This window comes from Duganella phyllosphaerae, assembly GCF_001758785.1.
GTDB lineage: Bacteria > Pseudomonadota > Gammaproteobacteria > Burkholderiales > Burkholderiaceae_D > Rugamonas > Rugamonas phyllosphaerae.
The window spans coordinates 20,209-46,325 of sequence record NZ_LROM01000090.1 but is presented as its reverse complement, the minus strand read 5'-3'; the positions used below and the strand labels follow the sequence as shown (position 1 = coordinate 46,325).

Here is a 26,117-nt window from a genome sequence, read left to right as displayed (position 1 = left end):
ATACATTCCAGCGCAACGCTGGCAGACTAGTTGTGCATGAATAGCACGCCCGTTCTTATTGGGCCACAAAATCCTCAGGAGACAATATGCGTCACACCAAACTTGCCATCGCCGCAATGGCTCTCGCCATCCTTGCCGGTTGCGGTGGCTCCAGCCCGGAAGCGGGCGATCAAACCCTTCGTGTCAAATTCAATTCGCAAGTATCGTTCGGTGACAGCCTGTCGGATGTTGGCTCCTACAACGTCGGCGCCATCGCCGCGCTCAAGGGTGGCAAGTTCACCATCAATGGCGACAACACCGCGATCAATCCTACCCTGACCGGCCGTAACTGGACCGAGCTGGTGGCCGCCCAACTGGGCCTGGCCGCGCCGTGCGCGGCACTCACCGGACTCGATGGCACCGCGCCGGGCTTCAACGTGCCGCGCAAAGCCAACGCCGGCTGCTTCGGCTACGCCCAGGGTGGCGCCCGCGTCACCAATCCTGTCGGCCCCGGCAACATTGCCACCGGCGCTGCCACCGGCTTCATGACCGTTCCGGTCGTTACCCAGGTCGCCAACCACCTGGCTGCCGTCGGCGGCAAGTTCAAGGGCGACGAACTGGTGCTGGTCATGGCTGGCGGTAACGATGTGCTGTTCCTGCTGTCCAAGCTGAGCGCCGATGCCACCGCTGCCGGCAACGCCGCCGGCGCCGCAGCGTTCTTCCCGAGCCTGATCCCGCAACTGGCCGCCGGCGCGACCAACCCGCAAACGGCTGCTGCCGCCATCACGGCAGCAGTGGGCGCGGCACGACAAGCGCCGGGCGCCACCCAGACTACCGTGACCCAGGCTGCCATCGGTACGGCAGCTATGCAGCCGGGCAATTCGGCCGTGGTTGCCAACGCAACCGCAATCATCGCCAAGGCGACGGCTGACGCCACCGCCGCTGGCGCCAAAGCCGGCGCCGACTTTGCCACCGCCAATGGCCCGAGCCTGGTGGCCGAAATGGCCAAGGCCGGCACCGAGCTGGCCACGCTGGTGAAAAACCAGATCATCGCCAACGGCGCCAACTACGTTACCGTCAACAACCTGCCGGACGTTGCCACCACGCCTAGCGGTCGTGGCCGCTCGGCCGAGATCCGCGCCCTGATCGACACCATGGTCAAGGCCTACAATACCTCGCTGACCACCAGCCTCGGCGCCGAGCCTAAAGTGGTGATTGTCGACGTGTACGCGGTCAGCCATGACCAGTCCATGAATCCGGGACCATACGGCCTGACCAATGTCTCCGAGCCCGCCTGTGACCTGAGCGCGGCGAAAAATCCGATCGGCTCCTCGATCGCCTGTAACGGCAGCAACCTGGTGGCCGGCGACATCAGCCACTACTCGTTTGCCGACGAGGTCCATCCGACGCCGTTCAACAACTTGCTGCTGGCGCGTTACGTGTCGCGCAGCCTGGTGACCAAGGGCTGGATGTAAGGCGGGATAGCCGGCGGTGGCTGCACCGAAGCCGCCGCTGGCAACCAACAATACGAACAAGAATCTGGAGACGAAATGAATAAAACCTCGCTCAAACTGCTGGTGCTGGCGGCCGCAATGTCGGTGGCTGCGGCCGCCTCGGCGCAACAAACGGCCGGCACCTGGCTGGGCACCCTGGGCATGAACAAGATCACCCCGAAGGTCGACTCGGGCGACGTCTCGGCGCCGGCACTGCCAGGCACCAAGGCCGATGTGGAACCCGACACCAAGCCGCGCTTCGCCATCGCCTACATGCTCACCGATAACTGGTCGGCCGAACTGGACCTGGGCCTGCCGTACAAGCACGACCTGATCGGTGACGGCGCGATCAAGGGCACCGGCAAGCTTGGCGACTCGAAAGTATTGCCACCGACCGCCTTCATCCAGTACCGCTTCATGCCAGCCAACGCCACCTTGCGCCCATACGTGGGTGTGGGCCTGACGTACGCGATGTTCATCAAGGAACGGGGTTCGGGACAGCTGACCTCGATCCTGAACACCGGCGGTCCCGGCGCGACCTACAAGCTCGACGACAAGGCTGGCGTCAGCGCCCAGATCGGCGCCACCTGGCGCATCGACGACAACTGGTTCCTCGACGCCACCGTGATCAAGACCAAGTTGAAAACCAAGGTGCACTTCTCCACCGGCCAGACCCAGGACGTGCGCCTGGACCCAGTCGCGGCGAGTATCAGCATCGGCTACAACTTCAAGGGGTTGAGCTTCTAAAAACAAAAAACCGCGTAGACTGCGCGGTTTTTTTTAACCCAGGCGAACAGTTACTGGAACGCCTGGATCCCCGTTTGCGCCCGGCCCAGAATCAGCGCATGGATGTCGTGCGTGCCTTCGTAAGTGTTGACCACCTCGAGGTTGACCATGTGGCGGATGATGCCGAATTCGTCCGAGATACCGTTACCGCCGAGCATGTCGCGCGCCACGCGGGCGATGTCGAGCGACTTGCCGCACGAGTTGCGCTTCATCATCGAAGTGATTTCCACGGCTGCCGTGCCGGCGTCCTTCATGCGGCCCAGTTGCAAGCACCCTTGCAGGCCCAGCGTGATTTCGGTCTGCATGTCGGCCAGCTTCTTTTGCACCAGCTGGTTGGCAGCGAGCGGACGGCCGAATTGCTGGCGGTCGAGCACGTACTGGCGCGCGGTGTGCCAGCAGGCTTCGGCCGCGCCCAGCGCACCCCAGGCGATGCCGTAGCGGGCCGAATTGAGGCAGGTGAACGGGCCTTTGAGGCCGCGCACGTCGGGGAAGGCATTCTCTTCCGGGCAGAATACATTGTCCATCACGATCTCGCCGGTAACCGAGGCGCGCAGGCCGAACTTGCCATGGATCGCCGGGGCACTCAAGCCTGCCATGCCCTTGTCGAGGATAAAGCCGCGGATCGCGCCTTCGTCGTCCTTGGCCCATACCACGAATACGTCGGCTACCGGGGAATTGGTGATCCACATTTTGGCGCCCGACAGCGAGTAGCCGCCCGGCACTTTTTTGGCGCGGGTGATCATCGAGCCGGGGTCGGAGCCGTGATTGGGTTCGGTCAGGCCGAAGCAGCCGATCCACTCGCCGGTGGCCAGCTTGGGCAGGTATTTCTGGCGCTGCGCTTCGGTGCCGAATTCATAGATCGGCACCATCACCAGCGACGACTGCACGCTCATCATCGAGCGGTAGCCGGAGTCGATACGCTCGACTTCGCGCGCGATCAGGCCATAGGCCACGTAATTGAGTTCCGGGCCGCCGTATTGTTCGGGGATGGTGGGGCCGAGCAGGCCCAGTTCGCCCATTTCGCGGAAGATGGACGTGTCCATCTTTTCGTGGCGGAAGGCGTCGAGGATGCGCGGGGCCAGCTTGTCGCCGCAGTAGGCGGCAGCGGCGTCGCGCACCATGCGCTCTTCGTCGGTCAACTGCTGGTCCAGCAGCAGGGGATCATCCCAGTGGAACTGGGCGCGGGCTTGGCTCATGGTGGTCTCTCATTATGGTGAATGCTGCTGCATTCTAAGCCGCCGCACTTGGAACGGCTTTTCTAATGGCGACACCAATTTCCGTTTTTAGCCCAGGCTGCCGAACTGGCCGCCGTGGAAGATCAGCGGCGGGCTCGGCGAGAACTCGCACAGCTCCACTTCGCCGACGAAAATCACGTGGTCGCCCTCGGGATAGCGGCTGCGGTTGTGGCACTCGAACCAGGCCGACGCACCTTTTAAAATCGGGTGGCCGGTGCGCGACAGCTCGTATTCGGCGGTGGCCCACGGATCGGCGCCGCGCGTGGCGAACAGCTTGGCCAGGTGGGCCTGGCTGGCGCTGAGCACGTTGATCACGTAATGCGAATTGCCGGTAAAGATGGGCATGCTGTTGGCGTTATTGGACAAGCTCCACAGCACCAGCGGCGGATCGAGCGAGACCGAATTGAAGGAACTGGCGGTCAGACCGCGAAAAGTGCCGTCGGCCAGGCGCGTGGTGATCACGGTGACGCCAGTGGCGAACTGGCCCAGAGCCTGGCGGAAATGGGCGGTGTCGAATGATCGTTCTGCGGCGCGGGGGGAAATGGTGTGCATGGTCAGCCTGAGTATTTTAGCCATTATGCCAAAGATTGGGTGGCTGCTGCGCAATAGACCCACGGCAACAGAACGACTGCACAGCTTGTCATTTGCTACATTTCATCTTTTGCACGGGAGAATCCATGATCAGGCGTACCGCTACCGTGTTGTTGATGACCGTCTTGCCCTTTGCTATGGCTGCACCCGCAGCGGCCGCCGAGCCGGCCCAGCGCCTGCAGCGCGCGTCCGGTTTGTGGAAAGTCACCCCCGCGACGTCGCCGTTTTCTTGGGAAATTTGCGTCGATCAGGCCAAGGATCGCCTGATCGACGACGACATGTGGACCAATTTCGAGCAGGAATGCAAAATCGAGTCGCAAAGCGGCAAGGGCGACGGCTATACCTTCAAGTCCAGCTGCCCGGACGCCAAGCTGGCCGGCTCTTTCAAGGGCGACCTGGCCAAGGCGTACACGCTGACGGCCGACACTACTTTCGACCTGAACGGCAAGACCGAGGTGCAGCACAATGTCTTGAATGGCAGCTTCCAGGGTGCTTGCCCGGCCGATATGGCGCCGGGCGTGAAGAAAATGCGCGGCGGCATGAAAATGAAGAGCTTGTACACCAACCGCTGATCCGGTCGCCAGGCGCGGTCAGAGCCAATGCGCCAGTCCCAGCACCATCAGGGGCAGGGCGGCGCCGGCCAGCAGGGTCTGGCTGGCGATGATGCCTGCCATCAGCGGTGCATCGCCGCCCAGCTGGCGCGACATGATGTACGACGATGAGGCCGTCGGCAACGCCTGGAACATCAGCGTGGCCATGGCAGCCGCGCCATGCAGGCCGAAGGCGCGGCAGGCGATCAGCGCGGCCACCGGCATCAGCGCGAACTTGGCGAACGACGCCAGCGCGATCGGCTGCACCCATTGCCGCGCCTGTGAAAAATCGAGCGCCGCTCCCACGCACAACAAGCCCAGCGGCAGCGACGCCTGACCCAGCGCCTTGAACATCGGCTCGATGCCGGCCGGCAGTCCCCAGCCGGTCCACTGCAGCACGATACCAATCGCGCAGGCGACGATCAGCGGATTGAGCGCCAGTCCGCGCACCAGCGCACGCACGGAAAACCTGTTGCCACGGCCGTAGCGCGCAAATACCAGCACGCACAGCACGTTGACGGTCGGCACGATGGCCGCATTGGCGACGGCTGCCAGGGCCACCCCCGTCACGCCGAACAGGCCGGTGGCAATCGACACGCCGACGTAGTTGTTGAACCGCACGCCACCCTGGAAGATCGAGGTGAACGCGGCGTCGTCCACCGCCATGCTCCGCCGCGCCAGTACCAGCAACGCGGCCACTGCCACGGTCGAGACCACCAGTGCCGACGCCATTTCCAGTACCGGCAAGCCCGCCAGCTTGGCCGTCGCCAGGCTGTGCAGGAAGAGCGACGGCAGCAGCACGTAGTAGCCGATGCGCTCGGCCTGCGGCCAGAACCCCGCTTCGACGAAGGCGCGCCGGCGCAAGGCCGTACCCAGCGCAATGAGCAGGGCAATCGGCACCAGCGATGACATCAGGGTCCAGACCATGCAGGGATTTCCTCAAGAGAACAGCGCGGGATATGAGCGCAGGCAATTCTAGTGCATCGCGCGGCGCGTTTTGGCGTTCTTGGGCATTATTGCTAAATTCAAATACGGCAGGAGGCTTTCATGGAAACAGCCATACTGGGCGGCGGATGCTTCTGGTGCACCGAGGCGGTTTTTCTGGACGTCAAAGGTGTCGCGAAGGTGGTATCCGGCTATGCGGGCGGCGCGGAGCCCGATCCGACTTACGAACAGGTGTGCGCCGGCGCGACCGGCCATGCCGAGGTGGTGCAAATCGAGTTCGACCCGGCCGTGATCGATTATCATGACCTGCTCGAGATCTTTTTCACCATCCACGATCCGACCACGCTCAACCGCCAAGGCAACGACAGCGGCACGCAATACCGGTCGGTGGTCTACCACCTGTCGCCGCAGCAGCAAGCGGTGGCGCGCAAGGTGATGGCCGAGATGGCCGTGGTGTGGGATGCGCCGATCGTCACCGAACTGGCGCCGGCGCCGGTGTTTTACCCGGCCGAGGCGTATCACCAGGATTACTTCAGCCACCACCCGTTGCAGAGCTATTGCGCTTTCGTGGTGGCGCCGAAGCTGGCCAAGTTGCGCGCCATGCACGCCAGCCGGGTGAAGTGATGCGGGACCGGCCGCCACAGGCGCTAAGGCTGCAGGCGCTCTTTCGCCCAGCTGCCGTCGGCTTGTCTGACATAGACGATGCGGTCGTGGAAGCGTGAGCGGCGACCCTGCCAGAATTCGATGCGCACCGGCTCGAGGCGGTAGCCGCCCCAGTGTTCGGGGCGCACCGGGTGTTCGCCGCTGGCCACTGCCACCGCATCGTAATTGACTTCCATCTGCTCGCGGTTTTCGATGGGCGCGCTTTGTTGCGAGGCAATCGCGCTGATCTGGCTTTTGACCGGACGGCTGTAGAAATACTTGTCGCTTTCCTCGGGCGAGGTTTTCACTACCGTGCCTTCGATGCGTACCTGGCGTTCGAGCTCGCTCCAGAAGAACAGCAGCGCCGCGTGCGGATTGGCGCCCAGCTGGCGGCCCTTCTGGCTGGCGTAGTTGGTGTACCAGGTAAAGCCGCGCGCATCGAATTGCTTGATCAGCACAATGCGCGAGCTGGGCCGGCCCTCGGCATCGACGGTGGCCACGCTCATCGCGTTCGGTTCGTTCACCTTGGCATGCATGGCTTCGTCGAACCATTTGCCGAATTGCGCGATCGGATCGTCCGCCACATCGTTTTCCGTCAGGCTGGCGCGGCCGTAATCGAGGCGCAGGTCGGCCAGCACCACGCCGTCGGCTACCGTGTTGTGGACCGGCACCTGCTGCTGCTCGGGTACCTGGCTGGCGGGCAGGGCCGGGGCGATGCCGCGCCGCACCTGCATGGCGCTGCCCAGCTGGGCCATCTGCTCGGGGCTGAACAGGCGCTTGGCCATGGGCGCGATATTGGCTTCTTCCCTGGCCATGTGGGCGGTGTAGGCGTCGCAAAAGCGCCGCACATTGTCGCTCGAGAGTTCGGCGCTGGCGCCGGTGGCGATGGCGTCCAGCTGCGCTTGCAGCTGCAACCAGTCCTGGTCCATGGCGGCGTGGTCGGCCAGGATGCCGGGCACCAGGTCTTCCAGCAAAGCGAGGTCGGCGTCGCGCGCGGTCGCCTGCAACATCGGCATCAGGTTTTGCTCTTCGTCGTCGTGGTGCAGGTGGGCGGCGTTGTTGAAATACTTGAGGACGGCCTGGGCGGCTTTTTGCGCCTCGAGGTCGGCGCCATGTGCGGCGAGATGGGCCGGCAGCTTGTCGAGCGTGGCCAGCTGCTTGCGGATGCGGTCGTGGCAATGTTTCAATACGGCGATCGGCTGGTTGAAATCGGGGGCGGTGTCGAACAGTGTGTTGCTCATGGAATCGGTACTCTGGCTGGGCGGGAAAATCATTCTAGAATAATTTTTCTTGCAGTGTCCGCTAAAATGGCGGGATGAACACCAATTCAACCTTTAATCTGGACGAAGTCGACTTCGAGCGACGATTCGGCGGCATTGCGCGCCTGTATGGCGCACCGGCGCTCGAGCGCTTTCGCGGCGCCCACGTGTGCGTGGTGGGCGTGGGCGGCGTCGGCTCGTGGATCGTGGAGGCGCTGGCGCGCAGCGCCATCGGTCAGCTGACCCTGATCGACCTCGACAACGTGGCCGAATCGAATATCAACCGCCAGATCCAGGCGCTGAGCAGCACTGTCGGCCAGGCCAAGATCCACGCGCTGGCCGAGCGCATCGCCCAGATCAACCCATTCTGCGTGGTGCACCAAGTGGAAGACTTCGTCACGCCCGACAATCTGGACGCCATGCTCGGCACCAACAAGTTCGACTACGTGGTCGATGCCATCGACAGTGTGAAGGCCAAGGCCGCGATGATCGCGCACTGCCGCCGCCACGCCATTCCGCTGGTGATCATCGGCAGTGCGGGCGGCCAGACCGATCCCACCCAGATCGCCGTGCGCGACCTGGCCCGCACCGAGCAGGAACCGCTGCTCAAGAAAGTGCGGCGCCTGCTGCGCAGCGAGTATGGTTTTCCGCGTGGCGAAAAAACCAAGTTCCACGTCGATGCGGTGTTTTCGATGGAGCCGCTCAAGTACCCGGAACAGGCCGATGCCTGCGAAGTGGATGCCGGCGGCATCACCGGTCTCAATTGCGCCGGTTTTGGCTCTGCCATGGTGGTCACCGCCACCTTTGGCATGGTGGCGGCCGGTCACGTGCTGTGCCAGTTGGCGGCGCCTGCGGTGCAAGCGGCCGTTGAGCCAGTTGCTGCGCCGGCAGCGGTGGTAGCCTTGGTAGCGGCAGACGGTACCATCGGGAATTAATCCGGCGTCCGGGACAGGTTTGCTATCATGGCGGGCGCCGGTACGTGCGCGTGCCGTCCCCAGTCACCCAGAGAGAGAATCAATCTATGAAGCGTAGTTCCGTTTTTGCAGCAACGCTGCTGGCGCTGGCAGCCATTGCGGCCCAGGCGCAGACTCCTGCTCAACCAGCCGCTGCCGCTGCGCAAGCGACTTCCGCCACGCCAGCCGCTGCGGCCACTGCTGCCGCCCCGGCGCCAGCTGCGCCCGTGGTGGTCGGTTCCGCCACGCCGGGCCCGGCCGCCGAATCGCTGATCGTCAACGACACCAAGGTGGGCACCGGTCGCGAAGCGACCAGCGGTTCCACCGTCTACATGCATTACACGGGCTGGCTGTACCGTCCGCTGGCCAAGAATATGCGTGGCCGCCAGTTCGACTCGTCGATTCCACGCGGTGAGCCGCTGGACTTCGTGCTCGGCACCGGCCGCGTGATCAAGGGCTGGGACCAGGGCATCGTCGGCATGAAAGTGGGCGGCAAACGTACCCTGATCATTCCATCGGAACTGGCCTACGGTTCGCGCGCCGCACCGGGCGGCGGCATTCCACCGAACTCGGCGCTGATCTTCGACGTCGAACTCATCGACGTCAAGTAAGCCGGAGCGCCTGACTACCCTCCAGAGCAAGGCGCAGCGACGAAGACAGTACGCCAGTACGGCGAGAAGCTGCAACGCCGCTATGGAGGGCTAGTCAGGCGCTCCCGTTTGCTGGAACTTTCAGGCAGCATTCCTGCGGCATCGCGCCCAGCCGCACCTGCAAGGTGCTGTGATGAATCGCATACTTGTCCTTGAGCGTCTGGCTGATGGTATCGACCGTTGCATCGCCCGGATAGCCGCTTGGCGTCACCAGTTGCGCGGTCAGCGCATTCTCGGTGGTACTCATGGCCCAGATATGCAGGTCGTGCACGTCGGTCACGCCCGGATGGTCGCGCAGGAATTGCTCGATGCGGGCGCGGTCGACGTTGTCGGGCACTGCTGCCAGCACCATCCGTAGCGATTGCGTGAGCAAGCCCCAGGTGCTCCAGACGATGATACCAACGATCACCATGCTGATCACCGGATCGATCCAGTTCCAGCCGCTGTAGCGCACCGCCAGGCCCGCCAGCAACACCCCCAGTGAAATCGCTGCGTCTGCCGCCAGGTGCAGGTAGGCGCCACGAATATTGATGTCGTCCTTGCTGCCCGACATGAACAACCACGCCGAAAAACCGTTGATCAGGATGCCGATGCCGGCCACGACGGAAACCGTCAGGCCCGCTACCGGATCGGGTGTCACCAGTTTTTGCACCGCCTCGAAGGCGATCACGCCGCAAGCGGCCATCAGCAACATGCCATTGAACAGCGCCGCCAGCATCGACGTGCCGCGCAGGCCGTAGGTATAGCGCGCGCTGGGCGCACGCCTGGCCAGGATGGCCGCGCCCCACGCCAGCATCAGGCCCATCACGTCCGACAGGTTGTGGCCGGCATCGGCCATCAGCGCGGTGGAGTTGGCCAGGTAGCCGTAGAAGAATTCCACCACCACGAAGCCGAGATTGAGCACGATGGCAATCGCAAACGCGCGTCCCATGGTGTTGGGGTCACCATGATGGTGGTGGCCGCCGATGCCATGGGCGTGGCTGTGATCGTGTCCATGATCGTCGTGCGCGCCGTGATCCTGGTGATCGTGGCCGTGGTCATGGTCGTGATGGTCGTGCCCGGCGTGGCTGCCGTGGCTGCCGTGGTCGTGATGCTTGCTCATGCGTCGTTCCCGTTCGATGGTTCGGCGATATGCTCGAGCATATCGTTGAGGACGTCGCTGATATGGGCGTCGGCGGCGGAATAGAACACCTGCTTGCCCTGGCGCTCGGACTTGACGATGCGCGCGGCGCGCAGCAGGCGCAGGTGGTGGCTGACCAGCGAACTGCTCAGGTCAAGCGAGGTGGCGATATCGCTGACCGCAATCGGCGCCGCCACGCAGGCAAGCACAATGCGCAGCCGGGTCGGGTCGCCCAGCAGGTGAAACAGGTCGGCAAGTTGGGCGATGGCAGGATCGCAGCCGGAGTAGTCGTGTTGGCAGCTCATGATTCGTCATATGAATAGGTGTTCATATGTTAGCACGAAAAATTTGAGAAGTAACCACGGAGCGGACAGGGATTAGTCTTCGGTGGTGGTGGCCTGTGAGCGATGCAACGACTATTTGAATGGATCAATGGAGTGTGCAGTGCGTGAGTATCGCATTTGGTAGCACCTTCAGTACGTCCGCAATCGCGCTATTCACTGCGTTTTTGGCGGACATCGCCTCACGCGTAAATCTGAAACCCAATTGCCCAGGTTGACCCATACCGATTAACGCATCATCGCATCCGGCTACCGCGAGATTTTCGATCACGTCCTGAGCTTCGCAGTCCTTGGCATCCACCTGAAACTTCAACGTGAATTCATGCTCCATCATTTCTTCTCCCTGTCTGTTTTCGAGACGGTGACCTTGATACTGTCGTTCGACCACGAAACCGCCAGCAAGTTCAGCGGAAGTTATTTGGAGAGTTGCGCCTGAATTTCGGCCCGCAGCTTGGGGTCGAGCTGGTTGATGGCGGTTCGTAAGCGTTCGGCTTCTTGCAGCGACCGGGTTTGGGCGGAGGTCAAGCCGGGCTTGGTGAAGGCGGCCTGGCCGGCCAGTACCAGCAGCGCCGACAACACGGCCACGCCGGCCGCTGCGGCCAGCAGGCGCCATTCGTGGCGGGTGATTTTCGTGGCCGGTGCGTGAGGTTGGGAGAGCGCAGCATCGGCGGCCGACCGCGTGGCTGCACCGGCCCCCGGGTCCAGCTCATTGGAGGCATCATGCTCCACGCTGCGCTCCGGCGGCAGGCCGCCGACGTCGCGGGCGCGGCGCACCAGTTCGCGGGTGGCGCTGTCGATGGCGGCGATGTGGCGTTCCACCGCGTCTTCCAGCACCGCTTCGTTCAGGGCGACCAGCGCAAATACAGGATCGTCGATGTCGATCTTGACGCCGGTTTTTTCAAATACCAGGGTGCGCAGCTTGTGCTGATCCATGGCCATGGGCGCTTACCACTCCACCTTGTCGAGTTGCTCGAACAGGTCGCGGAACACGACCTTGATGCGCTGCTTTTCCATCAGGTTGAACTTGTCGCTCTCGCGCACTTCGGCTGCGGTCAGGCGCGCCGTGTTCATCTTCTTGAGGTCGGCGCCAAAGGTGTCGGCATTGCGCGCCGAGAGCACCACGCGGCCGCGCACGCGCGACGAATTGTCCGCGTAGGTTTGCGATTCGGTGAACTGCTTGCCGGCTGCCGATTGCAGCAGGCCGAAGTGCTCGTTTTCCCACAACACCAGCGGTACCTTGGTGGCCTTGGCGGTGGAAACAAATCCCATGGCGGTGTCGTGCAAGGTATCGCCGCCGCCGACGATGGTATGGATATACACCTTGCGGCCCGATTCTTCGAGCAGCGCGAAGCAATCGTTCTCGATCAGGTAGCCCATCAGCGGCGAGAAGGTGTTGGCGCCGTTGTCGATCACGCAGTTGCCATCCTGCTCGAGGATGTCGATCATCAGGGCATCAAAACGCTTGGGGTCGATGTTGCGGCTGTCGGTCATTACCGGCACATGCTTGACCTGCATCGCCTTGTAGCGGCTGAAGGTGGCGTTCTCCTGGTCGGTGTCGTAGCAACGCAGCGGCTGCGCGCCCTCGGCCACGTCCTTGCTGGCGATCCACTGCGCAAGGATGGTGGACACCAGTGTCTTGCCGATGCCACCTTTGCCCTGAAGAATAAAATGTACCGTGTTTTGCATCTACATCACTCCTGAATCGTCGGAAAAATCGCCGCCCGGACGAGAGTAATTGTTTTATGGTTAGAAGGCAATATTTCCTTGGATTCCCACTGCTTTGGTTGCGCTTTAGTTGATAAAGCGGAGTAATCCCTGCAACACGTGAATCACGCTCTGCTCGCGCACGGCCTTGCGGTCGCCGGCAAACACCAGGCGTTCGGTATGCACGCTGTCGGCGTTGGCCCAGCCGAAGCAGACGGTGCCCACCGGTTTGCCCGGCACCGCGCCGGTGGGGCCGGCGATGCCGGTGGTGGACAGGGCGATGTGGGCGTTGCTCGCGCCCAGCGCGCCGGTGGCCATGGCGCCGGCCACTTCTTCGGAGACGCTGCCCATCTGCGCCATCAGCGCGGCCGAGACGTCGAGCATCTCGGTCTTGGACGCGTTGGAATAGGTGACGAAACCGCAGTCGAACCAGTCGCTGGAACCGGCGATTTCAGTGATGGCCTGGGCCACGCCGCCGCCGGTACACGACTCGGCGGTGGTGAGGATCAGGCCCTTGTCTTGCAATGCTTTGCCGACTTGCGCGGCCAGTGCGAGGATGGTGTCGCTGCTCATGAAAGTCTCCTTTGGTGTGGCGGTCAAGGGTGGCCCCACTGTACCATGCAGATCGCAATCGTTGCCAGCGGTGCACTACGAATTTCTTGGCGCACCGAAATTCTTTGAATTCATTAGACCCTCATGTCGAACATGCGTACACTCAGACGGACTATGCCGACCAACGCAGCCGGTCGTGCAGGCCAACCAGGAGGCCAACCAGGAGCCGCCTTATGATCAGCGAGACCGACATTTTCAATGCCCGCATACTGATCGTCGACGACCAGCCGGTCAATGTGGAACTGCTCGAATACCTGCTCACTTCCACCGGCTATCAGGCTGTCAGTTCCACCACCGATCCGCATAAAGTGGCCGCGCTGCACGCGCAGCACCACTACGACCTGATCATCCTCGACGTGCAGATGCCCGGCCTGAACGGCTTCGAAGTGATGGAGCAACTGCGCCCGCTCGAAAAGGGCGCATGGCTGCCGGTGCTGGTGGTCACTGCCGAACCCGATCACAAGGTGCAGGCGCTGGCAGCTGGCGCGCGCGATTTTCTGAGCAAGCCGATCGACCCGCTGGAGGTGCTCACGCGCATCCGCAACATGCTCGAAGTGCGCCTGCTGCACCGCGAAGCGCGCGACTACAACACCCGCCTGGAAACCACGGTGCGCGAGCGGACTGCCGAACTGCAGCGCTTTCGCAGCGCCATGGACGCCACCGCCGACGCCATCTTCCTGCTCGATGCGGTGACCGCCGAACTGCTCGATGTGAACGACGGCGCCTGCCGCATGCTGGCCTACTCGCGCGCGGACATGCTCGGTCAGACCGCCAGCCGCCTGGGCCTCGGCACCCTGGCGTCGCTGCGCGCGCAAGCGCTGCGGCTCGAAGACTATGCGGCCGCCGTCGGCCAGCCTCGCGCGCCGGAACTGGCCGAAGGCGAATTGATGCGCCGCGACCTGGTCTCGGTGCCGGTGGAAATCTACTGGCAGCTGCTCAAGCGCCCCGGCGAGCAAGCGGTCCTGCTGGGCGTGGCGCGCGACGTGAGCGAACGGCGCCACTCCGAAGAGATGTTGCAGCACATGGCGCACTACGACAGCCTCACCGGCCTGCCCAACCGCACGCTGTTCTTCCAGACGCTGGCCGACTCGCTCGATGCGGCGCAGAAGAAGGGCTGCCGGGTGGTGGTGATGATGATCGCGCTCGACCGCTTCAAGGGCATCAACGACACCTTGGGGTCCGCCCAGGGCGACGAGCTGCTGCGCCAGTTTTCCAATCGCCTGATGCAGACGGCGCGCCTGCGCGACACCGTGGGCCGCATCGGCGGCGACGAATTCGCGCTGATCATGACCATGCCGCGCGACCAGCAGGAAGCGGTCCACATGGCCAACGAAGTGCGCGAAACCCTGCGCACGCCGTTCGAGCTCGATGGCCACCAGGCGGTACTGAGCGCCAGCATCGGCATCGCCATGTACCCGGACGACGCCGGCGACCCCGAGACTCTGATCAAGTATGCCGACACCGCCATGGACCGCGCCAAGCAGGCCGGCCGCGACGGCTACCGTTTCTTCACGCCCGGCATGAATGTGCAGGTACTGGCGCGCCTGGACCTGGAACTGGCGCTGCGCCGCGCCATCGAAAACGAGGAACTGCTGCTGTACTACCAGCCCAAGGTCAACCTGCATACCGGCGCGATTGCCGGCGCCGAGGCGCTGCTGCGCTGGCAGCGGCCCGGCTATGGCCTGGTGCACCCGGCTGATTTCGTGGCGGTGATGGAAGACACGGGCCTGATCGTGCAGGTGGGCGACTGGATCATCGATGCTGCCTGCCGCCAGATCGGCGCCTGGTTGCGCGGCTCGGTCGGGCCGGTGCGGGTGGCGGTCAATGTCGCCAGCCGCCAGTTCTCCGAGGGCGACCTGGAGCAGGTGGTGCGCGGCGCGCTGGCGCGCCACAACGTGCCAGCGGAATTGCTGGAACTGGAACTGACGGAAACCGCGCTGATGTCCAACACCGAGCGCACCATCGACGTGCTCACGCGGTTGAAAGCGCTGGGCATCAAGGTGGCGATCGACGATTTCGGCACCGGCTACTCGTCGCTGGCGTACCTGCAACGCTTCCCTATCGACAAGCTGAAAATCGATATCGCCTTCGTGCGCGACATCACCACCAATCCCAACGATGCGGCGATTGCCACGGCCATCATCAGCATGGCGCACAGCCTGAAAATGCGGGTGATCGCCGAAGGCGTGGAAACCCGCGCCCAGCTCGAATACCTGCGCCGTGGCCGCTGCGATGAAATCCAGGGCTATTTTTTCAGCCGCCCGGTGGCGCCGCGCGACATGGGCGTGCTGGTCGAATCGGGCCGCTGCCTGCCGGTGGACCCGGACATGCCGCTGCAACCGGCGCAAACCCTGCTGCTGGTGGACGACAACCCGGACGTGCTGTGGGCGCTGGGCCACCTGTTCGAGCCAGACCGCTACAACGTGCTGATGGCCGGCACGGCAGAAGAAGCGTTCGAGCAGCTGGCGCTGCACGACGTGCAGGTGATCCTGTGCGACCAGCGCCTGCCCGGCATGAGCGGCACCGAGTTCCTCAGCCAGGTCAAGGACCTGTATCCCGAGACGATACGCATCATCCTGTCCGGCTACCTGGGCGTGGACGCCGTGCTCGAATCGATCAACCGCGGCGCCATCTACCGCTTCTACACCAAGCCGTGGGACGACGTGCAATTGCGCGACAACATCCGCCTGGCCTTCCACCATTACTGGCTGATGCAAGGCAGCGGGCGCAAGGTGGGGCTGCCGGAGGAGGACGAAACTGCCGTGGCTGCCACGGCAGTGGTTCAGGACTTGAAGTGATCGAAGCTCGCCAGCCCCAGGTCGAGTGCGGCGCCGTGCGCGTCGACCAGCCGCAGGCCGGGCCGGGACTCGATGGTGCCCACGCGCGTGACCGGCGTGACGGTGCTGCCGCCCGCCGCCAGGATCGCCGCACGGGCGCCCGCTGGCGCCGTGAAGCACAGTTCGTAATCGTCGCCGCCGGCGGCGCAGTACGCACGCCGTAGCGCCAGGTCGCGCGTGGCCAGCACCGGTCCGGGCGGCAGCGCATCGACATCGAGCGTGGCGCCCACGCCCGAACGCTTGAGGATGTGCCCAAGGTCGCCCACCAGTCCGTCCGAGATATCGATTGCCGCATGGGCAATGCCTGCTTCTGCCAGTGCCACGCCCAGCGCCACGCGCGGGATGGGCGTGTGCATGCGGACCGCCGCCAAGGCATGTTCGGTTTCGGTGAGCGGCACGGCCAGTTCGCCGCGATAGGCCGCCAGCGCCAGGCGGGCGTCGCCCAGGGTGCCGGAAATCCAGATGTCGTCGCCGGGCAGGGCGGCGCCGCGGCGCAGCGCGCGGCCCGGCGCCAGTTCGCCGAACACGGTGATGCAGATGGTGAGCGGGCCCTTGGTGGTGTCGCCGCCGATCAGCTCGATATTATGGGCGTCGGCCAGCGCAAACAGCCCTTGCGAGAAGCCGGCCAGCCAGTCGCGTTCGGCGCTCGGTAAGGCCAACGCCAGCGTAAAGCCGACCGGGCGCGCGCCCATGGCCGCCAGGTCGGACAGGTTGACCGCCAGGCTTTTGTGGCCGAGCCGCAGCGCGTCTTCGCCGGCAAAGAAGTGGCGGCCTTCGACCAGCATGTCGGACGAGATTGCCGTCTGCATGCCGGGCGTGGGAGAGAGCAGCGCGCAGTCGTCGCCAATGCCCAGGATCGCGCGCGAGGCGTGATGGGGGCGCTGGAAATATTCTTGGATGAGGTCGAATTCGGAGAGCATACGCCATTGTAAACGGCGGCCGATGCGCGCATCACAGCGCCTTGATTGCTATTTTCAATGGAACTCTATATTCAGATAGGTAAATCCCATAATTGCCAAAAATGGATTATATGGTCCCATGTATGCGGCTAAAGCACCTAAAAGCGGCAAAAATTCGGCGATTTGATCTATATCATCATAAGAAATGCTGATATCCATTATCACTCTGCGTGAAAATACCTACTTCTGCTCAAAGTTGTGTCTGATAAAATCGTAAGCTTTCCGACCGCACAAATAGGAAGGCAGTAAAGCATGGATTCGTCAGCAGAGAAAAAAGAAGAAATTCGTCAACAACTCCGCCTCGCGGCACTCGAATACCACGAGTTCCCGACTCCCGGCAAAATCAGCGTTACGCCGACCAAGCAACTGACCAACCAGCGCGACCTGGCGCTGGCCTACTCCCCGGGCGTGGCTGCGCCTTGCGAAGAAATCGTCATCGACCCGGCCGCAGCGTACAAATATACGGCGCGCGGCAACCTGGTGGCTGTGATCACCAACGGCACCGCGGTGCTGGGCCTCGGTAACATCGGTCCGCTGGCCGCCAAGCCGGTGATGGAAGGCAAGGGCGTGCTGTTCAAGAAGTTCGCCGGCATCGACGTCTTCGACATCGAAATCAACGAACTCGATCCGGACAAGCTGGTGGACATCATCGCCGCGCTGGAACCGACCTTCGGCGGCGTCAACCTAGAAGACATCAAGGCGCCCGAGTGCTTCTACATCGAGCGCCAGCTGCGCGAACGCATGAAGATCCCGGTCTTCCACGACGACCAGCACGGCACCGCCATCATCGTGGGCGCCGCCATCCTGAACGGCATCCAGCTGGTCGGTAAAGACATCAAGAACTGCAAGCTGGTCGTCTCCGGCGCCGGCGCTGCGGCGTTGGCCTGCCTGGACCTGATCGTCGACCTTGGCTTCCCGCTCGAGAACATCTTTGTCACCGACCTGGCCGGCGTGGTCTATAAAGGTCGTACCGAGCTGATGGACCCGGACAAGGAACGCTTCGCCCGCGAGACCGATGCCCGCACTTTGGCCGAAGTGATCCCTGGCGCCGACATCTTCCTCGGTCTGTCCGCCGGCGGTGTACTGAAACAGGACATGGTCAAGGCCATGGCCTCCAATCCGCTGATCCTGGCGCTGGCCAATCCGAACCCGGAAATCCTGCCTGACGACGTCAAGGCCGTGCGCGGCGACGCGATCATCTGCACCGGCCGCTCGGACTACCCGAACCAGGTCAACAACGTGCTGTGCTTCCCGTACATCTTCCGTGGCGCGCTCGATTGCGGCGCCACCACGATCACGCGCGAAATGGAAATCGCCGTGGTGCACGCGATCGCCGAACTGGCCCACGCCGAGCAGTCGGACATCGTCGCCACCACCTACGGTTTCACCAACCTGTCGTTCGGTCCCGAGTACCTGATCCCGATGCCGTTCGATCCGCGCCTGTTGATCAAGATCGCACCGGCCGTGGCCAAGGCTGCGGAAGACTCGGGCGTGGCAACGCGTCCGATCCAGGATCTGCAAGCGTACGCCGACAGCCTGCAGCAGTTCGTGTACCGCAGCGGCACCTTCATGAAGCCGCTGTTCCAGGTCGCCAAGAAGACCGCCAACGAACGCAAACGCATCGTCTATGCCGAAGGCGAAGAAGAGCGCGTGCTGCGCGCGGTGCAGGTGATCGTCGATGAAAAGCTGGCGCGTCCGATCCTGGTGGGCCGTCCGGCCGTGCTGGAGGCGCGCATTGCCAAGTTCGGCCTGCGCCTGAAACACGGCGTGGACTTCGACGTCATCAACCCGGACCACGACGACCGCTACCGCGACTACTGGCAGTCGTACTACGCGCTGACCTCGCGCGCCGGTGTGACCCAGGAGTACGCCAAGCTGGAAATGCGCCGCCGCCACACGCTGATCGGCGCCATGATGATCAAGAAGGGCGACGCCGACGGCATGATTTGCGGCACCTTCGGCACCACCGAGCTGCACCTGAAATACATCGACCAGGTGCTGGGCAAGCGCGAGGGCGCCTGCGTGTATGCGGGCATGAACGTGTTGATCATGCCGGAGCGCCAGCTGGTGATGGTCGATACACACGTCAACGAAAACCCGAACGCGAAAGAGCTGGCCGCGATCACGGTGATGGCTGCCGACGAGATGCGCCGCTTCGGCCTGTCGCCACGCGCAGCGCTGCTGTCGCACTCGAACTTCGGCTCGTCCAACAGCGAATCGGCGCAAAAAATGCGCGCTACGCTGGAGCTGGTGAAGCAGCTCGATCCGACCCTGGAAATCGACGGCGAAATGCACGGCGACACGGCGCTCGACTCCAAGCTGCGCCACGCCATCATGCCCGATTCGACCCTGACCGGCGACGCCAACCTGCTGGTGGCGCCGAACATCGACTCGGCCAACATCGCCTACAACCTGGTGAAAACGGCCGCCGGCAACGGCATCGCGGTCGGCCCGATCCTGCTGGGCTGCTCGGAGGCCGTGCACATCCTGACGCCATCGGCCACCGTGCGCCGCATCGTCAACATGACCGCGCTGTGCGTGGTCGATGCGGTGGCTGGCAAGTCGTAACACCCTGCCTGCTTGCGCAAAAAACCGCTTTCTCGGGAAGCGGTTTTTTTTCGCCGGTAACAGCCAGAATGTTACCGGATGTAACGAGTGTAAGCGTATGAGCTACCTCGCGGGGCCTGTACATTGACTCGGTTACAATCGTCGATCTTATTGTTGCCACGCTCATATCATGACGAACTCGAAGAAAGCCCTCATCACCGGCATTACCGGCCAGGACGGCGCCTACCTGGCGCAACTGCTGCTCGACAAGGGCTACCAGGTCACCGGCACGTATCGCCGCACCAGCTCGGTCAACTTCTGGCGCATCGAAGAGCTGGGCATCGCCACGCATCCGCAGCTTGAGCTGGTGGAGTTCGACCTGACCGACCTGTCGTCGATGACGCGCTTGATCCAGCGCGTGCAGCCGGACGAAATTTACAACCTGGCCGCGCAAAGCTTCGTGGGCGTGTCGTTCGACCAGCCGCTCACCACCGGCGAAATCACCGGCCTGGGCGCGGTCAACCTGCTCGAGGCGATCCGCATCGTCAACCCGAACATCCGCTTCTACCAGGCGTCCACGTCGGAGATGTTCGGCAAGGTGCAGGCCGTGCCGCAAAAAGAGGATACGCCGTTCTATCCGCGCAGCCCGTATGGCGTGGCCAAGCTGTATGCGCACTGGATGACGGTCAACTACCGCGAGTCGTACGGCATCTTCGGCGCCTCGGGCATCCTGTTCAACCACGAGTCGCCGCTGCGCGGCCGCGAGTTCGTTACCCGCAAGATTACCGACTCGGTGGCCAAGATCCACCTCGGCCTGCAGGACGTGCTCGAGCTGGGCAATATGGACGCCAAGCGCGACTGGGGTTACGCCAAGGAGTACGTCGAAGGCATGTGGCGCATCCTGCAGGCCGATACGCCCGACACCTATGTGCTGGCCACCAACCGCACCGAGACCGTGCGCGACTTCGTGACCATGGCATTTAAAGCCGTCGATATCGACCTGGCCTGGAGCGGCGCCGCCGAGAACGAAATCGGTACCTGCCAGAAGACCGGACGCGCACTGGTGCGCGTCAATCCGAAATTCTATCGTCCGGCGGAAGTGGAACTGTTGATCGGCGACGCCGGCAAGGCCTTGCGCGAATTGGGCTGGAAGCCGCAGACCACGCTCGAACAGCTGTGCCAGATGATGGTGGAAGCGGACCTGCGCCGCAACCGCGCCGGCGTATCGTTCTAGGACGCTGCCGATGAACGCCATCCTGGAAGGCGCCGGCAAGCGCGCCCTGATTACCGGCAGCGCCGGTTTTACGGGCCGCTACGTGGTGCAGGAGCTGCGCGCGGCCGGCTACCAGGTGCACGGCATCGTCGCCCCGGGCAGCCCGGTGGGCGAGGGGGAATTCAGCGCCGATCTGAACGACCGCGCCGGCCTGGCCGCCGTGGTGCAGCAGGTGCGTCCCGACGTGGTGGTGCACCTGGCGGCGATTGCCTTCGTGGCCCATGGCGACGCCGAGCAGATGTACCGCGTCAACGTGGCTGGCACCCGCAACTTGCTCGAAGCGTTGGCCGGACTGGCGCAGCCGCCATCGGCCGTGCTGCTGGCCTCGAGCGCCAATATCTACGGCAACACCGACGTGGGCGTGATCGACGAAGATGTATCGGCCGCGCCCGCCAACGACTACGCGGTCAGCAAGCTGGCCATGGAGTACATGGCGCGCCTGTGGGGTGACCGCCTGCCGCTGATCATCGCGCGGCCGTTCAACTACACCGGCGTGGGCCAGCACGAGAACTTCCTGCTGCCGAAAATCGTCGCACACTTCCGCCGCCGCGAACCGCGTATCGAGCTGGGCAACCTGCACGTGTGGCGCGATTTTTCCGACGTGCGCATGGTGGCGCGCAGCTACCGGCAATTGCTGGCCGCGCCCGTTGCCGCCACCGCCGGCCGCGCTTTCAACATCTGCTCGGGCAACGCGTATTCGCTGGGCGAAGTACTGGACCTGATGGCCGATATCGCCGGCTACCGCATCGATGTTCACGTCAACCCGGCCTTCGTGCGCGCCAATGAAGTGATACGGCTGGTCGGCGACAACCGCCGCCTGGCCGGCGTGATCGGCCCCATCGATCCGGTGCCGCTGGGCGACACCCTGCGCTGGATGACCGAGGCGTGAGCGGCGCGGCGACGCCATTGAAGGTGGGCCTGTCCACCACCACCATCGAACCGGCGCTGACGGGCGGCCGCTTCGACGGCATCGGCGTTTTTACACGGGCCTTGCTCGATCATTTGCCCGGCGCCGGCGTGGACGTGGTGCCGCTCAGCTTTGCCCCGCCTGGCGGCACGCAAAAGCTCAGCGCGGGCCGCGCACTGCCGCTGTCGTTCCCGGTCGCCACGCTCGGCGACATGCTGCTGCCGTCCGGCGCCTATCTCGATGTGAGCCGCGCTCTACCTGCCGGCGCCAATGGCGGCAAAACCCGGCTCGACCTGTTCCATTCCACCGACTACCGCATCGTGCGCATGGACTGCCCGGTGGTGGCGACCTTGCACGACGCGCTGCCAATCTCGCACCCGCAATGGTGCAATCCCAAGTGGCGCCGCCTGAAAAACTGGCTGCAGATCCGCGCCGCGCGCAAGGCCCAGCACGTGATCGCGTCGTCGCATTATTCGGTGCGCGAACTGGTGGAATTTTTCGGCGTCGACGAGCGCAAGATCAGCGTGCTCTATCACGGCGTGCGCGCCGAATGGTTCGATGCGCCCGCACCGGCCGCCCGCGACGCCACGCTGGCGCAACATGGCCTGCAGGCTGGCTACTACCTGTTCGTCGGCACCCTGCAGCCGCGCAAGAACCTCGAGCGCCTGCTCGACGCCTACCTGTCGCTGCCGCCGGTGTTGCGGGCGGCGCGGCAACTGGTGATTGTCGGCGCGCCGGGCTGGCGCAGCGCGGAGCTGGTGCAGCGCCTGAAAGCTGCGCGCGAGCGCGGCGAAAACGTCATTTGGCTCGACCGCATGACCGACGACGAGCAACTGCGTCACCTGTACGCTGGCGCCGGCGCGTTCATGTTCCCGTCACTGCACGAGGGCTTCGGCCTGCCGCTGCTCGAAGCGTTCGCCAGCGGCGTGCCGGTGGCCTGCGCCCACGCCACGTCGCTGCCCGAAGTGGCGCAAGGCGCGGCGCTGGAATTCGATCCGCTGTCGGTGGGCGACATCGCCGCCGCGATGACCACGCTGGCGCGCGACGACGGCGCCCGCGCGCGGCTCATCGCCGCCGGCCGCGTGCGCGCGCTCGAGCTGACCTGGGACCAAGCGGCGCGCCGCACCGTTGACGTCTATCGACAGGTGCTGGCAGCATGAAGAAGTCCGGTTTGCGTGTCCTGCATTTCTACAAAACCTATTATCCCGATTCGTGGGGCGGGGTGGAGCAGGCCATCCGCCAGATGTGCGTGGGCACCGGCCGCCTGGGCGTGGACAACACCGTGCTCACGCTGCGCCGCGATGGTCCGGCGCGCATCGATTTCGAAGGCCACGTGGTGCACCGCGCCCAGCAGAACTTCGAGATCGCCTCCACCGGCTTTTCGCTCGGCGCCATCGACAAGCTGGCGCACCTGGCGCGCCAGGCCGACGTGGTGCACTATCACTTTCCGTGGCCGTTCATGGACCTGGCGCACTTCATGGCGCGGGTGGACAAGCCCAGCGTGGTCACGTACCACTCCGACATCGTCCGCCAGAAAAACCTGCTGCGCCTGTACGCGCCGCTCAAGCGCCGTTTCCTGCGCAGCGTGGACGCCATCGTCGCCACGTCGCCCAACTACCTGGCCTCGTCGCCGGTGCTGCAGCAGTTTGCCGACAAGACGCGCGTGATCACCTTTGGCCTCGACAAGGCCGGCTACCACCAGCCGCCGGCGGCGGTGACCGACAAATGGCGCGCGCGCTTTGGTGGGCACGTCAACGGGCGCTTCTTCCTGTTCGTGGGCGTGCTGCGCTACTACAAGGGCCTGCACATTCTGCTCGAGGCGCTGGCCCACCCGGAGCACGCGCAGTACCCGGTGGTGATCGTCGGCGCCGGCCCGATCGAGCAAGAACTCAGGCAGCACGCCGCGCGCCTGGGACTGCAGCACGTGCATTTCGTCGGTGCGGTGGACGAGGACGACAAGATCGCCCTGCTGCAGGCGTGCTATGCGATGGTGTTCCCGTCGCACTTGCGCTCGGAGGCGTTCGGCATCTCGCTGCTGGAAGGGGCCATGTTCGGCAAACCGATGATCTCGAGCGAGATCGGCACCGGCACCACCTACATCAATATCGACAATGAGACCGGGCTGGTGGTGCCGCCCGACAACCCGCCGGCTTTCGGCGCGGCCATGCGCGCGCTGTGGGATGACCCGGTGCGGGCTGCCGACATGGGCCGGCGCGCCGGGGCGCGCTACCAGGAATTGTTTACAGCCGAACGGATGGCGCTGAACTACCACGGGCTCTACAGCGACTTGGCTGCCGTTTGATCTGCCTCAATTCTTTTTTTGCAGCAAGAATCTATCATTGCAACCGAACTCTACGCCCTGACGACGGTCCTCATCATTGACGCCACCAAGATGGCGCCACCTGCTGTGCGACGCAACGACGGCGTTCCGGCGGGAGTTCACCCCGGGCTGCGCGGTTAATACGGTTAAAATACGCCATCACCCCCTGATGGAGAAACGCGTGCGCTGCCTGGTCATCGAAGATGAAGCCGAAACCTCGAACTACATCTGCAAGGGCCTGCGCGAAGCGGGCTACCTGGTCACCGCTTGCGCCACCGGCCCGGACGGACTCGATTACGCCATCGGCGAAGACTGGGACATCATCGTTCTCGACCGCATGCTGCCGGGCCGTATCGATGGCCTGTCCATCGTCGACAAGCTGCGCGCGCTGGGCAAGCACACGCCGGTCATCATCGTCAGCGCGCTGTCCACCATCGACGCCCGCGTGACGGGCCTGCGCGGCGGCGCCGACGACTATTTACCGAAACCGTTTGCGTTTTCCGAGCTTTTGGCGCGGGTGGAAGCGCTGTTGCGGCGCAGCGCGCCCGGCGCCGACAGCACCCAGCTGCAAGTGGCGGACCTCAAGCTCGACCTGCGCACCATGCGCGTCACGCGCGGCCCGAAGGTCATCACGCTGCAACCGCGCGAGTATCGCCTGCTCGAGTACCTGATGCGCAACGAGAACCAGGTGGTGACCCGCACCATGCTGCTCGAATCGGTGTGGGACTACCACTTCGATCCGCAGACCAATGTGATCGATGTCCAGATCAGCCGCCTGCGCGCCAAGGTGGACAAGGACTTCCCGGTGATGCTGATCCATACCTTGCGCGGCGTGGGATACCGCATGGGCGCCACCGCACCCGGCGAAGACGACGGCGGGGAGCGTGCGCTTGGCTGACTGGCTGCGTCGCCCCAACCGGCTCTGGGGCGCATCGATCGCCGCCAAGCTGGTACTGGGCTATGGACTGCTGGGCACCGTGTCGATCGCGGTGGTGTCGGTGGTTTTCTACACCGGGACGATCGGCGTGCTCGATCAGAACCTGGACGGTAAAATCGTCGCCCAGGCCCAGCGCCTGCTCAAGCGCGCCAGCGTCACCGGTCACGCTGACCTGATCGAGGAAGTGCGGCGCCAGCTGGCCGACGGCATCGACAGCGACCGCGAAATCTTCCAGTTGCTCGACAGCGAAGGCAATACCCTGGCCGGCAATCTCGGCTCGTGGCCGCAGGCCGACGGGGAAACCGAAACCAACCCCCGCGCGCAAATGCTCAGCGCCGACGTCGTGCGCGACGGTCACCTGAAACCTGCGCGCCTGTACCTGCGTCCGTTGGCCGGCGGCGGCATGCTGATCGTGGGCCGCGACCTGAGCGAGCAGGAAGCGGTGCGCACCTTGATCTGGGATGCGCTGCTGGCCGGCGCCGGCGTGTCGCTGCTGCTGACGGTGGCAGGCGCCTTGCTGTTCCGCCGCACCATCGAGAACAAGCTCGGTGAGATCCGCGGCACCGCCGCCCGCATCGAAGCCGGCGATTTGAGCCATCGCATCGCCATCAGCGGCGACGACGAATTTGCACGCCTGAACCGCGACATCAACCGCATGCTCGACCGCATCGAGCTGCTGATGGAAGGTATCCGCCACGTCTCCAACGCCATCGCCCACGATCTGCGCACGCCGCTCTCGCGCATCCGCAGCCGGCTCGACGACGCGTTGCGCCATGCGCCCAGCGTGGAGCGTCTTTCGGGCGCCTCGCACGACGCGATCGACGATATCGACGATTTGATACGGCTGTTCGAACGCCTGCTGCAAATTGCCGAGGTGGAGTCGGGCATGCGCACAAGGATGTTCGAGCGGCTTGACCTGGGCCGGGTGGTGGCCGACATCGGCGAGATGTACGAGGCCAGCGCGGAGGACGACAACATTACCCTGACCGTGGACGCGCCGGCGTCGCTGTACGTGGACGGCGATCGCAACCTGCTGGCCAGCGCGATTGCCAGCCTGCTGGAAAACGCCTTCAAGTACGCAGGACCGGGATCGGTGGTGCGGGTGCGCGCCGGCCTGCACCACGGCATGGCGTCGATCGCGGTGATCGACAACGGTCCCGGCATCCCGCCAGAAGAACTGGACAAGGTGACGCAGCGCTTCTACCGCCTCGATAAAAGCCGCCACCTGCCGGGCAACGGCCTGGGACTGTCGATCGTCGCCGCCACCGCCACGTCGCACGGCGGCCGGCTGGCGCTGGAGGACAACGCGCCGGGACTGGTGGCGCGGCTGGTGTTGCCGCAGGCCGGAAGCTAGCAGCTAACTATCCTGCCTGTAATGTGACCGCAAGCTTGCGGAGAGTCGCCCGGTTCTATGATGGTTTCACGCTCACTGAACCT

The 26,117-nt window shown here is 64.0% G+C and carries 26 protein-coding genes; 14 read left to right on the top strand and 12 right to left on the bottom strand.

All coding sequences use genetic code 11. The features are described from left to right. Positions 1-86: 86 nt before the first annotated feature. Positions 87-1,454, top strand: coding sequence for an SGNH/GDSL hydrolase family protein (locus tag DUPY_RS14130; protein ID WP_070249037.1), 1,368 nt, complete (start codon positions 87-89; stop codon positions 1,452-1,454). A 75-nt stretch (positions 1,455-1,529) separates the two neighbouring features. Next, positions 1,530-2,219 carry an OmpW/AlkL family protein gene (locus DUPY_RS14125; RefSeq protein ID WP_070249036.1) on the top strand — a complete coding sequence of 230 codons (690 nt, stop codon included), beginning with the start codon at positions 1,530-1,532 and terminating at the stop codon, positions 2,217-2,219. Positions 2,220-2,269: 50 nt separating this feature from the next. Here the strand turns inward: DUPY_RS14125 and DUPY_RS14120 are convergent, their stop codons facing one another. Both DUPY_RS14120 and DUPY_RS14115 read right to left on the bottom strand, forming a co-directional pair. Further along, positions 2,270-3,454 (bottom strand): acyl-CoA dehydrogenase, encoded by a 1,185-nt coding sequence (locus DUPY_RS14120; RefSeq protein ID WP_070249035.1) that lies wholly within the window; start codon positions 3,452-3,454, stop codon positions 2,270-2,272. An 87-nt stretch (positions 3,455-3,541) separates the two neighbouring features. Next, entirely contained in the window at positions 3,542-4,045 is a 504-nt protein-coding gene (locus DUPY_RS14115; protein ID WP_070249034.1) for a flavin reductase family protein, read from the bottom strand. Between the two features lie 125 nt (positions 4,046-4,170). Between DUPY_RS14115 and DUPY_RS14110 the strand changes: the two genes are divergently transcribed. Then, the gene (locus DUPY_RS14110) at positions 4,171-4,656 is read left to right on the top strand and encodes a DUF3617 domain-containing protein (RefSeq protein ID WP_208600046.1); all 486 of its coding nucleotides are present in this window, start codon (positions 4,171-4,173) and stop codon (positions 4,654-4,656) included. 18 nt (positions 4,657-4,674) lie between these two features. Here the strand turns inward: DUPY_RS14110 and DUPY_RS14105 are convergent, their stop codons facing one another. Then, a complete protein-coding gene (locus DUPY_RS14105) occupies positions 4,675-5,601 on the bottom strand; it encodes an AEC family transporter (RefSeq protein ID WP_070249033.1) in 927 nt (308 codons plus the stop codon). Positions 5,602-5,721: 120 nt separating this feature from the next. Here DUPY_RS14105 and msrA point away from each other — a divergent pair, with 120 nt between their 5' ends. Beyond that, entirely contained in the window at positions 5,722-6,243 is a 522-nt protein-coding gene (msrA, locus tag DUPY_RS14100) for a peptide-methionine (S)-S-oxide reductase MsrA (protein WP_070249032.1), read from the top strand. Positions 6,244-6,266: 23 nt separating this feature from the next. Here msrA and pdxH read toward each other — a convergent pair whose 3' ends face one another. Then, positions 6,267-7,502: a pyridoxamine 5'-phosphate oxidase gene (pdxH, locus tag DUPY_RS27230; RefSeq protein WP_071651651.1), complete on the bottom strand. Its 1,236-nt coding sequence runs from the start codon at positions 7,500-7,502 to the stop codon at positions 6,267-6,269. A 74-nt stretch (positions 7,503-7,576) separates the two neighbouring features. Here pdxH and tcdA point away from each other — a divergent pair, with 74 nt between their 5' ends. Continuing rightward, positions 7,577-8,455: a tRNA cyclic N6-threonylcarbamoyladenosine(37) synthase TcdA gene (gene tcdA / locus DUPY_RS14090; RefSeq protein ID WP_070249031.1), complete on the top strand. Its 879-nt coding sequence runs from the start codon at positions 7,577-7,579 to the stop codon at positions 8,453-8,455. Positions 8,456-8,541: 86 nt separating this feature from the next. Next, positions 8,542-9,084, top strand: coding sequence for an FKBP-type peptidyl-prolyl cis-trans isomerase (locus DUPY_RS14085; protein WP_070249030.1), 543 nt, complete (start codon positions 8,542-8,544; stop codon positions 9,082-9,084). Positions 9,085-9,178: 94 nt separating this feature from the next. Here the strand turns inward: DUPY_RS14085 and DUPY_RS14080 are convergent, their stop codons facing one another. From DUPY_RS14080 to DUPY_RS14055, 6 genes are all read right to left on the bottom strand, one after another. Then, entirely contained in the window at positions 9,179-10,225 is a 1,047-nt protein-coding gene (locus tag DUPY_RS14080; RefSeq protein ID WP_070249029.1) for a cation diffusion facilitator family transporter, read from the bottom strand. Continuing rightward, the gene (locus DUPY_RS14075) at positions 10,222-10,548 is read right to left on the bottom strand and encodes an ArsR/SmtB family transcription factor (protein WP_070249028.1); all 327 of its coding nucleotides are present in this window, start codon (positions 10,546-10,548) and stop codon (positions 10,222-10,224) included. The genes DUPY_RS14080 and DUPY_RS14075 overlap by 4 nt, the downstream gene beginning before the upstream one ends. A 124-nt stretch (positions 10,549-10,672) precedes the next feature. After that, on the bottom strand, positions 10,673-10,918 hold the full coding sequence (locus DUPY_RS14070; protein WP_070249027.1) for a hypothetical protein: 246 nt from the start codon (positions 10,916-10,918) through the stop codon (positions 10,673-10,675). A gap of 80 nt (positions 10,919-10,998) precedes the next feature. Next, entirely contained in the window at positions 10,999-11,523 is a 525-nt protein-coding gene (locus tag DUPY_RS14065) for a hypothetical protein (RefSeq protein ID WP_084640715.1), read from the bottom strand. 6 nt (positions 11,524-11,529) lie between these two features. Continuing rightward, positions 11,530-12,270, bottom strand: coding sequence for a P-loop NTPase family protein (locus DUPY_RS14060; protein ID WP_070249026.1), 741 nt, complete (start codon positions 12,268-12,270; stop codon positions 11,530-11,532). 105 nt (positions 12,271-12,375) lie between these two features. After that, a complete protein-coding gene (locus DUPY_RS14055) occupies positions 12,376-12,861 on the bottom strand; it encodes a CinA family protein (protein ID WP_070249025.1) in 486 nt (161 codons plus the stop codon). 212 nt (positions 12,862-13,073) lie between these two features. On the opposite strand from DUPY_RS14055, the gene DUPY_RS14050 reads away from it, so the two are divergent. Continuing rightward, positions 13,074-15,698, top strand: coding sequence for an EAL domain-containing protein (locus DUPY_RS14050; protein ID WP_070249024.1), 2,625 nt, complete (start codon positions 13,074-13,076; stop codon positions 15,696-15,698). Here DUPY_RS14050 and thiL read toward each other — a convergent pair. Next, on the bottom strand, positions 15,683-16,657 hold the full coding sequence (gene thiL, locus DUPY_RS14045) for a thiamine-phosphate kinase (protein ID WP_070249023.1): 975 nt from the start codon (positions 16,655-16,657) through the stop codon (positions 15,683-15,685). The two genes, DUPY_RS14050 and thiL, sit on opposite strands and share 16 nt — an antisense overlap. Before the next feature lie 54 nt (positions 16,658-16,711). Then, a complete protein-coding gene (locus DUPY_RS28400; protein ID WP_167359066.1) occupies positions 16,712-16,855 on the bottom strand; it encodes a hypothetical protein in 144 nt (47 codons plus the stop codon). Between the two features lie 93 nt (positions 16,856-16,948). On the opposite strand from DUPY_RS28400, the gene DUPY_RS14040 reads away from it, so the two are divergent. The 7 genes from DUPY_RS14040 to DUPY_RS14010 all read left to right on the top strand — a co-directional run bounded on the left by DUPY_RS14040 (position 16,949) and on the right by DUPY_RS14010 (position 26,034). After that, positions 16,949-19,264 (top strand): NADP-dependent malic enzyme, encoded by a 2,316-nt coding sequence (locus DUPY_RS14040; protein ID WP_070249022.1) that lies wholly within the window; start codon positions 16,949-16,951, stop codon positions 19,262-19,264. A 169-nt stretch (positions 19,265-19,433) separates the two neighbouring features. Continuing rightward, a complete protein-coding gene (gene gmd, locus DUPY_RS14035; protein ID WP_070249021.1) occupies positions 19,434-20,477 on the top strand; it encodes a GDP-mannose 4,6-dehydratase in 1,044 nt (347 codons plus the stop codon). Between the two features lie 10 nt (positions 20,478-20,487). Next, positions 20,488-21,405, top strand: a complete 918-nt coding sequence (locus tag DUPY_RS14030; RefSeq protein ID WP_070249020.1) for an NAD-dependent epimerase/dehydratase family protein — start codon at positions 20,488-20,490, stop codon at positions 21,403-21,405. Next, positions 21,402-22,583 (top strand): glycosyltransferase family 4 protein, encoded by a 1,182-nt coding sequence (locus DUPY_RS14025; RefSeq protein WP_070249018.1) that lies wholly within the window; start codon positions 21,402-21,404, stop codon positions 22,581-22,583. The genes DUPY_RS14030 and DUPY_RS14025 overlap by 4 nt, the downstream gene beginning before the upstream one ends. An 11-nt stretch (positions 22,584-22,594) precedes the next feature. Beyond that, a complete protein-coding gene (locus DUPY_RS14020; RefSeq protein WP_070249266.1) occupies positions 22,595-23,725 on the top strand; it encodes a glycosyltransferase family 4 protein in 1,131 nt (376 codons plus the stop codon). Positions 23,726-23,924: 199 nt separating this feature from the next. After that, positions 23,925-24,641, top strand: coding sequence for a response regulator transcription factor (locus DUPY_RS14015; RefSeq protein ID WP_070249265.1), 717 nt, complete (start codon positions 23,925-23,927; stop codon positions 24,639-24,641). Next, complete coding sequence (locus tag DUPY_RS14010) at positions 24,628-26,034, top strand: sensor histidine kinase (protein WP_229255370.1); 1,407 nt, start codon at positions 24,628-24,630, stop codon at positions 26,032-26,034. The genes DUPY_RS14015 and DUPY_RS14010 overlap by 14 nt, the downstream gene beginning before the upstream one ends. The last annotated feature ends 83 nt before the right edge of the window (positions 26,035-26,117 follow it).

Coding starts and splice junctions, on each gene's coding strand:
- DUPY_RS14085 (WP_070249030.1), top strand. CDS start 8,542: ATGAAGCGTAGTTCCGTTTTTGCAGCAACGCTGCTGGCGCTGGCAGCC.
- DUPY_RS14075 (WP_070249028.1), bottom strand. CDS start 10,548: ATGAGCTGCCAACACGACTACTCCGGCTGCGATCCTGCCATCGCCCAA.
- gmd (WP_070249021.1), top strand. CDS start 19,434: ATGACGAACTCGAAGAAAGCCCTCATCACCGGCATTACCGGCCAGGAC.
- DUPY_RS14070 (WP_070249027.1), bottom strand. CDS start 10,918: ATGATGGAGCATGAATTCACGTTGAAGTTTCAGGTGGATGCCAAGGAC.
- DUPY_RS14125 (WP_070249036.1), top strand. CDS start 1,530: ATGAATAAAACCTCGCTCAAACTGCTGGTGCTGGCGGCCGCAATGTCG.
- thiL (WP_070249023.1), bottom strand. CDS start 16,657: ATGCTCTCCGAATTCGACCTCATCCAAGAATATTTCCAGCGCCCCCAT.
- DUPY_RS14065 (WP_084640715.1), bottom strand. CDS start 11,523: ATGGCCATGGATCAGCACAAGCTGCGCACCCTGGTATTTGAAAAAACC.
- DUPY_RS14030 (WP_070249020.1), top strand. CDS start 20,488: ATGAACGCCATCCTGGAAGGCGCCGGCAAGCGCGCCCTGATTACCGGC.
- DUPY_RS14130 (WP_070249037.1), top strand. CDS start 87: ATGCGTCACACCAAACTTGCCATCGCCGCAATGGCTCTCGCCATCCTT.
- DUPY_RS14080 (WP_070249029.1), bottom strand. CDS start 10,225: ATGAGCAAGCATCACGACCACGGCAGCCACGGCAGCCACGCCGGGCAC.
- DUPY_RS14110 (WP_208600046.1), top strand. CDS start 4,171: ATGATCAGGCGTACCGCTACCGTGTTGTTGATGACCGTCTTGCCCTTT.
- DUPY_RS14040 (WP_070249022.1), top strand. CDS start 16,949: ATGGATTCGTCAGCAGAGAAAAAAGAAGAAATTCGTCAACAACTCCGC.
- tcdA (WP_070249031.1), top strand. CDS start 7,577: ATGAACACCAATTCAACCTTTAATCTGGACGAAGTCGACTTCGAGCGA.
- DUPY_RS14115 (WP_070249034.1), bottom strand. CDS start 4,045: ATGCACACCATTTCCCCCCGCGCCGCAGAACGATCATTCGACACCGCC.
- DUPY_RS14055 (WP_070249025.1), bottom strand. CDS start 12,861: ATGAGCAGCGACACCATCCTCGCACTGGCCGCGCAAGTCGGCAAAGCA.
- DUPY_RS14120 (WP_070249035.1), bottom strand. CDS start 3,454: ATGAGCCAAGCCCGCGCCCAGTTCCACTGGGATGATCCCCTGCTGCTG.
- pdxH (WP_071651651.1), bottom strand. CDS start 7,502: ATGAGCAACACACTGTTCGACACCGCCCCCGATTTCAACCAGCCGATC.
- DUPY_RS14060 (WP_070249026.1), bottom strand. CDS start 12,270: ATGCAAAACACGGTACATTTTATTCTTCAGGGCAAAGGTGGCATCGGC.
- msrA (WP_070249032.1), top strand. CDS start 5,722: ATGGAAACAGCCATACTGGGCGGCGGATGCTTCTGGTGCACCGAGGCG.
- DUPY_RS14105 (WP_070249033.1), bottom strand. CDS start 5,601: ATGGTCTGGACCCTGATGTCATCGCTGGTGCCGATTGCCCTGCTCATT.
- DUPY_RS14050 (WP_070249024.1), top strand. CDS start 13,074: ATGATCAGCGAGACCGACATTTTCAATGCCCGCATACTGATCGTCGAC.
- DUPY_RS28400 (WP_167359066.1), bottom strand. CDS start 16,855: ATGGATATCAGCATTTCTTATGATGATATAGATCAAATCGCCGAATTT.